The sequence below is a fragment of the Kitasatospora sp. NPDC092039 genome (assembly GCF_044756065.1).
Classification (GTDB): domain Bacteria; phylum Actinomycetota; class Actinomycetes; order Streptomycetales; family Streptomycetaceae; genus Kitasatospora.
Genome location: NZ_JBIVSD010000010.1, coordinates 218680 through 232892 on the forward strand (window position 1 = coordinate 218680; position 14213 = coordinate 232892).

The 14213-nt window shown below is 75.8% G+C and carries 13 protein-coding genes; 7 read left to right on the plus strand and 6 right to left on the minus strand.

Annotated elements, in window-relative coordinates:
* Positions 1–6: 6 nt before the first annotated feature.
* Together ACIQI7_RS21310 and ACIQI7_RS21315 are read left to right on the plus strand one after the other, a co-directional pair.
* On the plus strand, positions 7–1191 hold the full coding sequence (locus ACIQI7_RS21310) for a sensor histidine kinase (RefSeq protein ID WP_401112251.1): 1185 nt from the start codon (positions 7–9) through the stop codon (positions 1189–1191).
* Entirely contained in the window at positions 1188–1844 is a 657-nt protein-coding gene (locus ACIQI7_RS21315; protein ID WP_401112254.1) for a response regulator transcription factor, read from the plus strand. Before ACIQI7_RS21310 ends, ACIQI7_RS21315 begins: the two co-directional genes overlap by 4 nt.
* A gap of 133 nt (positions 1845–1977) precedes the next feature.
* Here ACIQI7_RS21315 and ACIQI7_RS21320 read toward each other — a convergent pair whose 3' ends face one another.
* From ACIQI7_RS21320 to ACIQI7_RS21335, 4 genes are all read right to left on the minus strand, one after another.
* Complete coding sequence (locus ACIQI7_RS21320) at positions 1978–4827, minus strand: M48 family metalloprotease (RefSeq protein ID WP_401112474.1); 2850 nt, start codon at positions 4825–4827, stop codon at positions 1978–1980.
* A 96-nt stretch (positions 4828–4923) separates the two neighbouring features.
* Positions 4924–5472 carry a hypothetical protein gene (locus tag ACIQI7_RS21325; protein ID WP_401112256.1) on the minus strand — a complete coding sequence of 183 codons (549 nt, stop codon included), beginning with the start codon at positions 5470–5472 and terminating at the stop codon, positions 4924–4926.
* Positions 5473–5842: 370 nt separating this feature from the next.
* Positions 5843–6493 (minus strand): response regulator, encoded by a 651-nt coding sequence (locus ACIQI7_RS21330; RefSeq protein ID WP_401112259.1) that lies wholly within the window; start codon positions 6491–6493, stop codon positions 5843–5845.
* Positions 6481–7716, minus strand: a complete 1236-nt coding sequence (locus tag ACIQI7_RS21335) for a sensor histidine kinase (protein ID WP_401112262.1) — start codon at positions 7714–7716, stop codon at positions 6481–6483. The genes ACIQI7_RS21330 and ACIQI7_RS21335 overlap by 13 nt, the downstream gene beginning before the upstream one ends.
* Positions 7717–7850: 134 nt before the next feature.
* On the opposite strand from ACIQI7_RS21335, the gene ACIQI7_RS21340 reads away from it, so the two are divergent.
* The 5 genes from ACIQI7_RS21340 to ACIQI7_RS21360 all read left to right on the plus strand — a co-directional run bounded on the left by ACIQI7_RS21340 (position 7851) and on the right by ACIQI7_RS21360 (position 12209).
* Positions 7851–8339: a hypothetical protein gene (locus tag ACIQI7_RS21340; protein ID WP_401112264.1), complete on the plus strand. Its 489-nt coding sequence runs from the start codon at positions 7851–7853 to the stop codon at positions 8337–8339.
* A 56-nt stretch (positions 8340–8395) separates the two neighbouring features.
* Positions 8396–9058, plus strand: coding sequence for a class I SAM-dependent methyltransferase (locus ACIQI7_RS21345; protein WP_401112266.1), 663 nt, complete (start codon positions 8396–8398; stop codon positions 9056–9058).
* 185 nt (positions 9059–9243) lie between these two features.
* The gene (locus ACIQI7_RS21350) at positions 9244–10230 is read left to right on the plus strand and encodes a DUF5995 family protein (protein WP_401112269.1); all 987 of its coding nucleotides are present in this window, start codon (positions 9244–9246) and stop codon (positions 10228–10230) included.
* A 48-nt stretch (positions 10231–10278) separates the two neighbouring features.
* Entirely contained in the window at positions 10279–11226 is a 948-nt protein-coding gene (locus ACIQI7_RS21355; protein WP_401112272.1) for a GlxA family transcriptional regulator, read from the plus strand.
* A 326-nt stretch (positions 11227–11552) separates the two neighbouring features.
* Positions 11553–12209: a DJ-1/PfpI family protein gene (locus tag ACIQI7_RS21360; protein ID WP_401112275.1), complete on the plus strand. Its 657-nt coding sequence runs from the start codon at positions 11553–11555 to the stop codon at positions 12207–12209.
* A 299-nt stretch (positions 12210–12508) separates the two neighbouring features.
* Here the strand turns inward: ACIQI7_RS21360 and ACIQI7_RS21365 are convergent, their stop codons facing one another.
* Positions 12509–13189, minus strand: coding sequence for an HAD-IA family hydrolase (locus tag ACIQI7_RS21365; protein WP_401112278.1), 681 nt, complete (start codon positions 13187–13189; stop codon positions 12509–12511).
* Between the two features lie 10 nt (positions 13190–13199).
* Positions 13200–14204, minus strand: coding sequence for a YdcF family protein (locus tag ACIQI7_RS21370; protein ID WP_401112281.1), 1005 nt, complete (start codon positions 14202–14204; stop codon positions 13200–13202).
* Positions 14205–14213 lie beyond the last annotated feature (9 nt).

Sequence of the window (14213 nt, forward strand, 5' to 3'; positions counted from 1 at the left end):
ACGCCGGTGAGAGAGCGGAGCGCGCCGCGCCGCCGCAGCGTGCGGTGGCGGTTCACCCGGCTCTACGCCGGGCTCTTCCTCGCCTCGGGCGCCGCGATGCTGCTGGTCGTCGGGCTCTTCGCGGGCGGCTCCACCGTCGCCGTTCCGGGACCGGACACCCCCGTCACGGGCAACGTGCCGACCGCCGCGGCGCAGCGGATCGCGAGCCTGGAGCACCAGCTCGCGCAGGCCCGGTCGCGGCAGAACGAGCAACTGCTGCTGGGCTCGGGCGTCGGACTGGTCGTGATGGGCCTGCTCTCGCTGCTGCTCGGCCGGTACGCCGCCGGACGCGTGCTGCGCCCGCTGCGCGCGATGACCACGGCCACCCGGCGGATCACCGCCGACAACCTGCACGAGCGCCTCGCCGTCCCCGGCCCGCACGACGAACTGCGGGACCTCGGCGACACCATCGACGAACTGCTGGCCCGGTTGGAGTCCTCCTTCGCCGCGCAGCGCCGCTTCGTCGCCGACGCCTCGCACGAGCTGCGCACGCCGCTGGCGACGATGCGCGTGGCCGTGGACGTCACGCTCGCCAAACCGGGCCCGCTGCCGGAGCAGACGCGCGTGCTGGCCGGCCGGGTGCGCACCGAACTCGACCAGGTGGACCAGCTGTTGGACGGCCTGCTGGCGCTGGCCAGGGCCGAGCACGACCTGCCCGCCCCGGAGGCCGTCGCCCTGGACGCGCTCGCGGCCGACGCGCTCGCCCGACGCGCTCTGCCCGTCGCCCGGGTGCTGGACGCCGCGGCGGCGTCGCCGGTACTGGGCCACCGGGCGCTGCTGCGGCGGCTGGTGGGCAACCTGGTCGACAACGCCGTCGTCCACAACGAGCAGGACGGCTGGGTCGGCGTCACCGTGCGGACGGCCGGCCGGGAGGTGGAACTCGTCGTGGAGAACGGCGGGACGCGGATCGACCCCGGCCAGGTGGCCGAACTGACGCGCCCGTTCCGCCGCGGCGGGCCCGAGCGGACCGGATCGGGCGGCGCCTCGGGCTCGGGCCTCGGACTGGCCATCGTCGCGGCGGTCACCCGGGCCCATGGCGGCCGGCTGGAGCTGCGGGCCCGCGAGGAAGGCGGCCTGCGCGTCCTCGTCGCGCTGCCACGGGCCGGCGCGGGAACCGGAGCGCACACCGGCACGGAAGGGCCGACCGCATGAGGGTGCTGGTGGCGGAGGACGCCCGCGCGCTCGCCGACCTGGTCGCCGAGGGCCTGCGCGACCAGGGCATGGCCGTGGACGTCGCCTACGACGGGCTGACGGCCGCCGCGAAACTGGACGTCAACGCGTACGAGGCGGTCGTCCTCGACCGCGACCTGCCGGGCCTGCACGGCGACACGCTCTGCCAGCTGATCACCGAGCGGGACGACCACCCCATGGTCCTCATGCTGACCGCCGCCGACTCGCCCGCCGACCGCGTCGGCGGGCTCGGCCTCGGCGCGGACGACTACCTGGTCAAACCCTTCCACTTCCCCGAACTCGTGCTGCGGCTGCGGGCACTGGCCCGGCGCCGCCCCTACGCCCGGGCCAGGCTGCTGCGCGCGGCGGGCGTCGAACTCGACCCGGTACGCCGCAGCGCCACCCGCGACGGCCGCCCGCTGGACCTCTCCGTCAAGGAGTTCGAGGTGCTGGCGGCCCTGCTGCGGGCCGGCCCCGGCTTCCTCAGCACCGAAGCGCTGCTGGAGCAGGTCTGGGACGAGCACGCGGACCCGTTCACCAACACCGTCGCGGTGACCGTCGGCCGGCTGCGCCGCAAGCTCGGCGACCCGCCGGTCATCACGACCCTCCCGACGGTGGGCTACCGGATCGCCTAGCGTGCCGTGCCGAGACCGCCCCTACGGCGCGAGACCGCCGCTACGGCCGCGATCCGGCAGCGAGACGCCCGCACCCGTGGTGCGCCCGCGCGACCTGACCGCGCCCTTGCGCCCGGTGGCGGGCGCCGACGGCTCAGGCGGGGCGGTCGCAGACCGCCGCGACGCCCTTCGCGGGCGGGCGGGTGGTGCCCCGGTAGCCGCCCGCCCGGAGGACCCCGTCGATCCCGGCGTTGACCGATTCCGCGCAGCGGCGGGCCGCCTGCAGACCGAGCAGCGCGCTCCTCAGCCCCTTGATGTCATGGGCCGTCAGCGCCTGGGCGCAGCGCCGGCTGCCGTCGTCCGCCTTGGTGGTCACCGCGTGCCAGTCGGCCCGTAGGCGGGGGTCGGCGGGCACGCGGAACCAGCCCGTCTCGAACCAGGCGGCCTTGCCCCACTGGGCGCAGACCGGCCGCAGGCGGCGGTCCAGTGCGTTCCAGTCGTCGCCGGCGGCCCGGGCCTCCCGGATCGCGGTGTTCAGCCGGCTGTCGTACGAGAGCGCCATGCCGATGAGGTCCTTGCCGCCGAGGCGGTACCAGGCCCGGATCTGCCGCAGGCGGGTGGCCTGCGGGACCGGTGGGTCCGGGAGCCCCCAGAAGTTCACCAGGTTGCGCTGGGAGGTGACCTCGTCGACGGTGAAGCCCAGCCGGTACCTCCACCGGGCGCCGTCCGCCGCGGTGCCCGCGACCGCCACGGCGCACAGCAGGAACACCGCCAGGCGCCGCGCCCGCCGTCCCCGGGCCCCTGGCCCGCCGGTCCCGACGCCGGGGCGGACGGACGGGGCGTCAGGCTGCCGGCCACGCCGGACGGCCGTCACGGCGACCGTGCCGAGCGCGACGACGACCGCGATCAGCCCGGACAGGACGAGGGCGTTGTTCAGCACGAACGTGAACGGGAACAGCGGCCGTGACCAGGCCGGCCGCCAGGCGCAGCCGTCCGAGAGGACGTCGAGCGGGGTGACGCAGCCGTCCACGGAGACGAGCAGCGTCACCGCGGCGAACCCCAGCAGGGTCGCCGTCTCGGCGGCGATCAGGGCGCCCACCAGCCGGTAGCGCCGGTCCGCGGTGCTCGCCACGGCGGCGGCCACGCCCGCGGGCAGGCACAGCGCCAGCACCAGGACGCCCGCGTACCGCAGGGCGTAGAGCCCGCCGCGCGCGTCCGGCACCGGCTGCCCGGTGTGGATCCAGGCCTGGACGCCGACGACGGCCAGACCCGCCAGGACTCCGCCCGCCAGGCCCGGCAGCAGGACCCGGCGCAGGGGCGCCACGGGGCCGTCCGGCCGGGGCACCCGCTCCGGCAGCCACCGCGGAGCCCGGCCCGCCGCCCCCGACGCCCAGGCGAGCAGCGGCACGGCCCACAGGACGACGACGGCCAGCGAGCCCATCGGCGTGTCGGCGATGTTCGACAGCTGCGGAAGCACCGTGGCGAGACCGGGAATCCTGGTCAGGTCCCCGGTCGGGGCCGCGGAGGGAAGCCAGCCCAGGACACCCCGGGCGACGGCCTCCGCGCTCGGATCGTCCCTGTTCAGGGCCGTGGCCCCGGCGAGCATCCACCAGGTGAGCCACGACGTCATGGCGAGGCAGCCGGCGGCCAGGCAGAGCGTGAGCGCCGGGCGCGGGGTCCGGCCCCGGGAGGTGCGGGTCCACAGGTGCGCGCACTGGGCGGTCCACCACCCGAAGGCCGCTCCCGCCGCCACCGGCACCAGCAGGACCGCCGGCCGCTGCGGCTGCCAGGCCCAGCCCGCGCCCCACCCGCTGAGGACCAGGCCCGCCGACATCCCGGCTCCCAGCCACGCCCCGGCCCACGCCCCGCAGGGCACCCGGGTCCCGGTCAGCACGGCGTACACCACGGCCCGCCACAGGGCGACGACGATCACGCCGGTCACCAGGGCGCCGGGAACCACGACCAGGACCGTCATCAGGTTGTTGGTGAAGTTCACGCGGTACGGCGCGATCTGCCGGAGCACCTGCTGCACGGCCAGGACGGGCACGGTGCCGATCAGCAGCAGCGGCAGCACCGCGGTGCGGAACAGCGGCGCCGGATCGACCAGGGCCCCCTGGCGCAGACCCCACCGCGGATGGGTGCGCCACAGTTCGAGGAACGCGTCGAGCGCCCGGCGCACCGCGCTCCGGGGCGGCGCGGCGGTGACGGTCCAGCCGTGCGGGTCCGCGCCCCAGCGCACCGCGGCCAGGTCGGCGTAGACCTCCCGGCTGCGCAGCGCGTCGGAGCGGGCGAGGTACAGCAGCACCACCACCACGACGGCCAGCGCCACGGCCCGGTTCAGCTGCGGCACACCGCCGTTCGCCGCCACGCCGTAGCCCACGTAGCCCAGGCAGAGCACGTACGGCAGCAGCACCAGCGCGAGGAAGACCCGCCACAGGGCGACCGTCAGGTACGTCAGGGTGACGTCCCGGTTGGCGATGTGGGCGAGCTCGTGCAGCAGCACCGCCCGGACCCGCCGCGGATCGCGGTGCCGCACGGCGAGCAGACCGCCGTGCAGGCAGACGACCGGGCGGCCGGTGCGGCCGAAGACCACCGCGCTGACGGAGGCGGCCGCGAGGTCGACCACCACCCGGGGCACCGGCGCCACGCCCGTCGCCGTGCACGATTCGGTGAACAGGGTGAGCAGTTCGCCGTCCGGATCGACCGCCTCCAGCGGCAGGACGCGGCTGCGCCTGGTCCTCCAGCGCGGCAGCGCGGCGAAGAGCAGGGCGGCCACCACCAGCAGGAGCAGCGGCCAGGCGGCCACCTGCCACCACGGCGGCGCGGGAGCCCAGCGGGAGAGGCAGAGACGGGAGGCGGTGATCTGCCCGGAGATACTGAGCGAGGTGTTCCAGTAGCTGCCGTCGGCGGGGTCCACGCCGGCGGCGAGGGAGCACCCGGTCTCGTCCCCGTCGGCCAGGACCTTCACCACTTCGAGGATCATGGCGCCGCCGGCGGTGAGCATCAGGAGCAACAGGACGACGAACCGGGGGCCGGTGCCTGCGCCGAGGACCCGCTCGTCGACCCGCGGCCGCCCGGGCGGCGCCCCGCCCGCGCCCACCTAGCCCTGCCCGGCCCCGGCGGCACCGGCGGGAGGCTCCGGTTCCGGCGCGGCGGGCGCGTCCAGCGCGCGGGACAGGGCCAGCCGGGCCACGACCGCGTCGGCGACCTCCTCGGCGCGCTCGGACCCCAGGCCGCGCTGCTCGCACGCCGCCAGGACCAGGGCCCGCACCTCGACCAGCTGCTCCCGGGTCAGCGGCCGGATCTCGGCCACGGGGGCCCGCCGCCGCAGCACCCGCCGCACCAGGCCCGTAGCCCCCCGCGAGGCGCGGTCCACCGTCGCGGCGACCATCCGCTGCGCCACCTCGTCGAGCACCAGCCACACGGCGGGCGTCACCAGGGCGGCGACCTCCCCGATGCCGAACCCCAGCGGCTCCCGCCGGCCTCCGCCGCGGCTCAACCGCCGCACCACCGTGGCGTCGTCGAAGCGGCGGAGCCCCTCCACCAGGAACAGCTCGTCCGGTGCGAGGGCCTCCACGACCGACCGCACCACGTCACGCACCAGTACGGCCGGCCGACCGTCGCCGGTCAGGTCGGTTTCGGATCCCACGCGTCCCCCAGAGCCCCGAGAATCCAGCCGGCCCGCAGGGGACCGGCGCGCCGGACCGTCCACTGTGGCACGGAATGTGACGGCCCGGCAGGGATTTGCGCGAGCCTGCGCCGTCCGCTCACGGGGCCTTCCGCGCCGCCCGGCGCGTTCACCTGCCGCGGCGAGCAGGCCCGGGCACCGGCTTCGGAGCCGGCAGGCAGCCACGCCGGGTGCACGGCCCCGTGATCCGCGGGGCCGCGACGGGCCCGACCCGCCGCAGGGGGACCGCGCCGAGCGCAGGCCCGCCCACCACCAGGAGAACGCCGTCCTCGGGCTGCCATCCGGGCCCGAGGCGAAGACCCGGGCGGTAGGGGTGCGGGCACCGGGGCGGTCAGGTCGGGGAAGCGCCGAGGAACCTCAGGACGGCGAGGACGCGCCGGTGGTCGGCGTCGGCTGCGGGCAGGTCGAGTTTGGCGAGGATGTTGTTGATGTGCTTGGCCACCGCGCTGTCGCTGACGACCAGGGCCTCGGCGATCCCGGTGTTGGAGCGTCCCTCGGCCATCAGGGCGAGCACCTCCCGTTCGCGTGGCGTCAGCCGGTCGAGCGGGTCGCTGCGGCGGCGCACGAGCAGCTGGGCGACGACCTGCGGATCCAGTGCCGTGCCCCCGGCTGCCACCCGCCGGACGGAAGCCACGAACTCCTCCACGTCGGCGACGCGCTGCTTGAGCAGGTAGCCGACGCCGCTGGTGTTGGTCGCCAGCAGGTCGGCCGCGTACCGCTCCTCGACGTACTGCGAGAGCAGGACCACCGCGGTCCGCTGCCACCGCTGGCGGATCGTCAGCGCGGCGCGCACGCCTTCGTCGGTGAAGCCCGGTGGCATGCGGACGTCGACCAGGGCCAGCTCGGGCCGGAGTTCCTCGACGGCCGCGAGCAGGGCTTCGGCGTCGCCGACTTCGGCGGCGATCTCGAAGCCGGCCATTTCCAGGACCTTGACGAGCCCGACGCGCAGCAGCAGCGAGTCCTCGGCGATCACAGCCCGCACGGCAGCTCCACGGCGATGGTGGTCGGGCCCCCGACCGGGCTGCTGAGGTGGAAGGCGCCGTCGACGGAACCGACCCGTTTGGCCAGCCCGCTCAGTCCGCTACCGGTGGAGGTGTCGGCGCCGCCGATCCCGTCGTCGGTGATGTTCACGCGCAGCATTCTCCCGATCCGTCTGACGGCGACGTCCACGCGGGTGGCGCGGGCGTGCTTGGTGACATTGGTGAGCGCCTCGGAGACCACGAAGTAGGCGACCGACTCCACGGTGGGCGCCGCTCGCTCCTCGAGGTCGACCCGCAGCCGTACCGGGACCGGCACCCGGGCGGCCAGTCCGGACAGCGCCGCGTCCAGGCCGCGGTCCTCGAGGACGGCCGGGTGCAGGCCCCGTACCAGGTCGTTGAGTTCGGCGATGGCCTCCTTCGCCTCGCGGTGCGCCTCGGCGATCATGGCGCGGGCCTCGTCCGGCAGGTCGGTCAGGGTGGCCTTGGCCAGGCCCAGGCTGACCGCGAGGGAGACCAGGCGCTGCTGGGTGCCGTCGTGCAGGTCGCGTTCGATGCGGCGGCGTTCGGCATCGACGGCGTCGATCAGGTCGGTGCGGCTCTCGGACAGGTGCTCGACACGCTGCTGAAGCCGCTGGGAGCGGCTGGTCCCGAGCAGCGCGCGCGCGATCCGGGTCTCGGCGCGGGTCACCGGCCCGGTCAGCCAGGGCGCGGCGCACAGCAGCAGCACGCCGGCCGCGGTGTAGTACACCGCTTGGGTCGCGTCGACATGGTCCAGGCGAACCCGGGCCGGCAGCATCCGGGCCCACCCGGTGACGGTGACGCCGGCCAGGCCCGCGACCCACGCGGCGAGCACCCCCAGCTCCACCACGGCCAGCAGCGGGCCGACGAGCAGGTGGTACCCGGCCTGCCGCCAGGTCTGGCCCGCGGACAGCCACCGCAGAGCGCGCCTCGGCCACCCCTGCTCGCGCGCGGCCGGCAGCCGGAGGACCTCCACTCCCAGCAGCACCCGGTAACGGCGGCGCTGCACAGCGGTGAGCGCGAGCACACCGAGCACGATCAGCACGACCGGCAGCGGGAGCACCGGCCACGCCCCCGACTGCGCGGCACTCGCCGTCCAGCTCCACAACGGCACCAGCGCAAGGTGCGGCGGAATCCCGACCGCCAGGAAACCGGTGTCCCGCCGGACCCGAACAACTCTGCGCCGCAGCGCTCGGGGAATCGTCATGGCCCGACCGTAAAGCGCCAGGTGAGGGCTGTGCCATGCCCCGGGCACCCGGATCGATGGTGAAACTGGCACCACCCTGGGAACGGCACCCGGCATCACTGACTGCGACCGCTGTGCGGCTCAGGCTGGAGGGCGTGCAGGAAATCACCGAACTGTCCCCGGAGCCGGACGCCGAGCGCGGCACACACGGGCCGCACGGCCCGCGCACGGGATCGCTCCCCAGCCCGCGGCGCCGTCGGCCGGACCGCCTTCCAGGCCGACGGCGGGGTCTCGTCCTGGCCGGCTGCGGGGTGGCGCTGCTGCCGTGGCTCGTCGTGCTGGCCACCAGCCTGCCGACCACCTTCCGTGCCGCGCACTGGTCCGCCGCCTGGGTGGGTCTGGACGCGCTGGAGGCGGTCGGCCTGATCACCACAGGCCTGCTGGCCGCTCGCGGGGATCGGCGACCGGCAGCGGCCGCCGCCGCGACGGCCGCCCTGCTCACCGTCGACGCCTGGTTCGACACGATGACCGCGGCCGGCGGGAGCGAACTGCGCTCGGCGCTGGTCATGGCGTTGTCCGCGGAACTTCCGCTCGCGGCGGTCTGCGTCCGCCTGGCGGTTCGAACGCTGCCCCGCACCCCGTGAAACCCGCCGCACCGACCCGGGCCGCCACCACGGACACCACAGAACCGGAGAACACCATGAGCTCTGCCGTCCTGACCGCACCGCGCCTGCGCTGGGCCTGCGCACTCGGCGCCGCTGCCGCCGCGGGCGCCTGGTGGTTCGGCGACAGGGCGCCGTACCCCTACGCCCAACGCAGCCTGCTGGACCTGCCGTTGCCGTTCCTCACCGCCGCCCGGCTCGACGCGGTGCTCACCCCGGGCCCGGGCGAGCGGATCCTCGAAGTGGGGCCCGGCACCGGACTGCAGTCACTGCACGTCGCACCGCAACTCGGGCCCCACGGGCGGCTCGACATCCTCGACATCCAACCCGAGATGCTCCGCCACGTGATGCACCGCGCGGGGCAGCGCGCAGTACCCAACATCGTGCCCACCCACGCGGACGCCCGCGAACTGCCCTTCGACGACGACACCTTCGACGCCGTGTACCTGGTGACCGCACTGGGCGAGATCCCGGAACCACAACGGGTCCTCGCCGAGGCGGCACGGGTGCTCACCCCCGCCGGACGGCTGGTCGTGGGCGAGTTCTTCGACCGGCACTGGATCCCCTTCGGCCCGCTGCACCGCCTCGCCGACGCGGCTGGCCTGCACCTGAGCACCAGGAGCGGCTCGACCCTCGCCTACCTGGCCCGGTTTCACCCCTGCGCCCGATCGCGGCGCTCCCTTGGAGGACCTGAGAGCTGACCGGCGGCCCGGCCCCGGTGTCCCGCCTCGGCGGCATCATCCCCAGTCGTCCCAGCAAACTTCGACATGTTACAGAACGTCATAACCGGGTAGCTCTACGTCACTTGAGGATGGGTGCGATGACTCCTACGGCGAGGAGGCCACGCGCGTAACGCCTCCACCGCCGGAAAGGATGAGGAGAGGTCATGGGCCGTCGGCCACGCGGGGTCCGGACGTTCGCTGCCATCGCCGTGGCGGGCGCCATCGCCCTGAGCGGCGCCACCACCTCCGCCGCCACCTCGGCGGCCGCCCCGGCCGCGGTCCCGGCCCGGGTCCTGGTGTGCCGGGGCCCGGCCATCGGTTGTGTGCAGGACGCGCGCCGCACCCTGGAGGCGGTCCGGGACGAGCTGGGTTGCGACCACCGCGCGCCCTTCGCCGCCGTCTACGTCCACATCGAGCGCTCGCTGGAGGCGGCGGTCGCCCAGGGCGGCTTCTTCGACGAGCCGTCCTGGCTCGCCGGCAGCCTCAACACCGGCTTCGTCGACCTGTACCTCGACGCCTACGAGGCCGACCGCGCCGGACGTCCCGTCCCGGCCGCCTGGCAGGCGGCGTTCACGGCGGCGCGCACAGCCGATGCCAACGCCGGGCAGGACGTCCTCCTGGGGGCCAACGCGCACATCCAGCGGGACATGCCGTACGTCCTCGCCGCCCTCGGACTCACCGGCCCCGCAGGGGCCACGCGCAAGCCCGACTACGACCGCTTCCAGACCGTCCTGGACCGCGCCTACGGCCCCGCCGTCCAGGACGTCGCCGACCGCTACGACGTGATCGTCGCCCTCGCCGACGACCGCTGGAACCCCATCGCCGGCCTCACCGCCCGCGCACTGTTCCGCACCTGGCGCGCCCAGGCGTGGGAGTACGCCCGTCAGCTCGCCGACGCCCCCGACCAGGCCGCCCGCGACCGCGTCGCCCACACGATCGAGACGAACGCCGCGCAGTGGGCACAGCTCCTGGGCACCGTCACGGTCCCCGGCTACCGGACGATCCGCGACGACTACTGCCTGACCCGTACCGGTGGCGCACTCGCGCCGACCGCAACCGTGGACGACCCCCGCCCCGACCGGCACCGCCGACCGCCCGCTCCACCTCCTGCGCCGCATAGGGCCCTGTGGCGGGCGACGTCGACCGTCTGACAAGTGAGCCCTGCCCCGCACGGCCGCACGGGCGGTAGGGTGCCGGTCATGCACGTGGTCGCCGTCCTCGCAGCCGACGGGGTGTCGGTGCTCGACCTGGCGATCCCCTGCCAGGTGTTCGCACTCGTCCGGGAGCCCCACGGCAGCCCCGCCTACGAGGTGCGGGTCTGCGGGCGGCGGACGGTCACCGCGTCCGCGGGCGAGACGGAGCCCTTCGGGGTCCTCGCTCCGTACGACCTGGCGGACGCGCTCGACGCCGACACGGTCATGGTCCCCGGCCTCCCGGCACACCCGGCACCCGACCCCCGACTCCTGGACGTGCTGCGCGAAGCGGCGGCCCGCGGTGCGCGGATCGCCTCCATCTGCACCGGCGCCTTCACCCTCGCCCATGCCGGGCTGCTGGCCGGACGGCGCGCCACCACGCACTGGCGGTTCGCCGACCAGCTGGCCGCCGCGTTCCCCGACGTCCGGGTCGACCCGGCCGTCCTCTTCGTCGACGAGGGCACCGTGCTGACCTCCGCGGGAATCGCCGCCGGTCTCGACCTGTGTCTGCACATGGTGCGCCGTGACCGGGGCGCCGCCGCGGCGGCCGAGGTCGCCCGGATGGTGGTGATGCCTCCGCAGCGCTCCGGCGGGCAGGCGCAGTTCATCGCCCACCCCGGTCCCGTGCGGGAGGACGGCAGCCTGGGCCCGACCCTCCAGTGGATGCGGCACAACCTGCACCGCCCGCTGAGCGTGGCCGACATCGCGGCGCACGCCGCCCTCAGCAGGCGCAGCCTCGCCCGGCACTTCCGCGCCCAGGTCGGCACCACCCCGCTGCGATGGCTGCTGGACCAACGCCTCCAACGCGCGCGCGAGATGCTGGAGACCACCGACGTGCCCGTGGCCCGGATAGCGCGCGAGGCCGGCTTCGGCTCCATCGAGACGCTGCGCCACCACTTCGCCAGGCACCTCGGCACCACGCCGACGTCCTACCGGGCCGCTTTCCTCGTCTGAACCCTCCGCCCGGCCCTCCCTCCCTCCCTCCCTCCCTCCCTCCGTGCCCGGCCCCCTTCCGTCCCCGTCCCCGTCCCGGTGGCCGGATCTTGCGCCACCACGGCACTGCCGCCCCTCTCCCGGCCACCGCGGGCGCGACCAGACTGGCGGCACCGACCCACCCACTCCCCGGAGGGACTCGCATGGACAGGCGCCACCTGCTGCGCAGCGGTACGGCCGCCGCTGCCGGCCTCGGACTCATCGCCGCCACGCACCGCACGGCAGCCGCTTCCGAACCCGCTTCCGTACCCGGTTCCGTACCCGCTTCCGCACCCGGTTCTCCGCGCGTGCCCGCGCCGGCCACCGCGCCCGAGCCACCGGCCCCGGACGCCGGCGGGCCGCACCGGCCGCTGCGGGTCCACACCGTCCTCTACGACGGCGTGGAGGAGCAGGACTTCGCCGGGCCGGTCGAGGCCTTCGGCGTGCTCGGCCACGACGGCCGGATCGAGCAGACCTTCGTCACCGCCGAAGGGCCGCGCACCATCAGCACCGCGGCCGGACTGGAGGTCACGGTCCGTGCACCCTGGTCCCCGCGCTCCGCGGACGTGATCGTGGTGCCCGGCGGCGGGCTCGGTGAGGACTCCGCACTCGCCCGGCAGATCCGGCTGGGCGTCCTGCCGCGGGCCCTGGCGGCCGCCCGCCGTCCCGGCCTCACCCTGGCGGGGGTCTGCTCCGGCACGATGCTGCTCTGCGCCGCCGGGCTCACCGCCGGCCGCCCCTGCACCACCCACCACGCCGCCAAACAGGACCTGCTCGCGCGCGGCGGCCTGGTCGTCGACGGCCGCGTCGTCGACGACGGCGACCTCGTCACCTGCGGCGGTGTCACCTCCGGCATCGACCTGGCCGTCTGGCTCGTCGAGCGCCACTTCGGCCCGCAGGCCGCGATCCTCGTCGAGACGGTCCTGGAGCACGAACGCCGCGGAACCGTCTGGCGCCGGCGCTGAACACGCCCGCCGTCCGCGCCCACGGCGCCGGACGGTTTACGGGGGCGGATCGGGGTCAGAAGAGGACCGGCGGGTGAGAGCACGGGCCCGGACGGTGGACGTCCCCCCCTTCACCGTCCGGGCCCGCGTCGTCGACCGGCCCCGCGCTCGTCGTCCCGGTGGCCCGGACCGGGCGCCTCCCCGCTCTCTGCTTCCGGTGCCCCCGGACCGTCCGGGTCGTACACCGACGCCCGCGGAACCGCGGGCCGGTGCGTTCGGAGCGGCGCGAGCGCGACCGGGGCGGCGCCGGGCCACCACGCTCAGCGCGGGCGGCGGTCCGGCACCGGCCCCGCCACGGGCGCGTGCAGCAGCACCGACCCAGCGGACACCTCGGCCCGGACCTGCGTCAGGTCCGCCACCGTCGCCACGAGCATCCCCTCGGGCAGAGCGGACAGGCCGTCGCCCAGGCCGACGCAGCGCATCCCGGCCGCCCGGGCCGCTTCGACCCCGGCCCGGGCGTCCTCGAAGACCACGCACCCGCCGGGCGGGGCGCCCAGCGCCGCCGCGCCCTTGAGGTAGCCCTCCGGGTCCGGCTTGCCCCGCTCGAAGTCCTCGGCGGCGAGCAGGACGCCCGGCTCCGGCAGCCCGGCCGCCGCCAGCCGGCCCCGGGCGACCGCCCGCGTCCCCGAGGTGACGATGCCCCAGCGGCCGGGCGGCAGCGAGTCCAGCAGTACCGCCGCCCCGGGGACGGGCCGGATCCCCTCGAAGTCGCGCTCCTCCAGCCCGGCGATGACGCCCGCCTCGTGGACCGCGTCCAGGTGCGGGGCGATCAGGCGGATCAGGTCGACGTCCCGCCGCCCGTAGGACCTCGCCACCGCCTCGTCGTCGTCCAGGCCGTGTCCCACGGCCCAAGCGCGCAGGATCCGTTCGATGAGCGGCAGCGAGTCGACCAGCACGCCGTCGAGGTCGAACAGAACGCGGTCGCAGGCGATCCCGCTCATGCGGTGTCACTCATCCTTCCGTACCGGGGGTGTCGAGGCGCCAGACCTCCCCGGGGCCGCCGGCCCCCGCCCGCCGCAGCGGCAGCGGGAGCCGGTCGCGCCCGAAGAGGAGCGTCGAGGCGATCGTCCTGCCGAGGGCGCCCTCGTCGTGCCGCCGCAGCCGCGCCGACTCCTCGGGCGGCAGGCCGGGGTGGGACACCTCGACGACCCGGCAGGGGAGCTCCGCGAGGCTCGCGAGGTACCGGATCCGGGGCGCGTGGTAGTCGGAGGTCACCAGCAGGACCTCGTCCATGCCGTGCTGCCGCGCCAGTTCGCGCGTGAACAGGACGTCGTCGTAGCTGTGCCGGGTCTCCAGCCGGGCGAGCACCGGCGGCCGCCCGCCCGGCCGCGCGGCCAGCCAGGCCTCGCAGTGCCGCCAGTGCGGCCGGTCCGTGGTGTTGAACTGCGCGCCGAACCCCCCGGTGAGGACCAGGTGCGCCCCCGGGGCGTCCAGCAGTTCCACGGCGCGCCGGGTGCGGGCCCGCGCGATGCCGCCCAGCACGCCGTCGGCGTCGTTGGGCGCCGCGAGGACGACCACCGCGTGCCGCCCGCTTCCCCGCGGACCGCCCGGCGGCCCGGCCGACGGCGCACCGGACGCCGGTCCGGCGCGGTGCGCGTCCAGCGCCGCCAGGTACGCCCGGAAGAGCGGACCGTCCGCGCAGGCCCGCAGAGCCGTCAGTTCGGACCAGTCGGCCGAGAGCCCCACCCCGCCCGACATGGTCAGGGAGGTGCCGGTGGCGGCGCCCGCACGGAACCGCGCCAGCAGCTCGCCCGGCAGCCGGATCCGGAGCCGGGCGGCCGGGGAATCGCCCCACCACCGGCCCAGCAGGTCGTCGGCACCGAAGACCAGCCCGAAGGCCGTACCGGCGGCGGGCCCGCCGCCCGTCACGGTCACCTGGACCGCGAGCCGGGCCCGCCGGTCGTCCGGTGGGCAGAACGGCAACGTACCGTCCACGGCTTCGAACAGCGGGTCCACGGTGCCTCC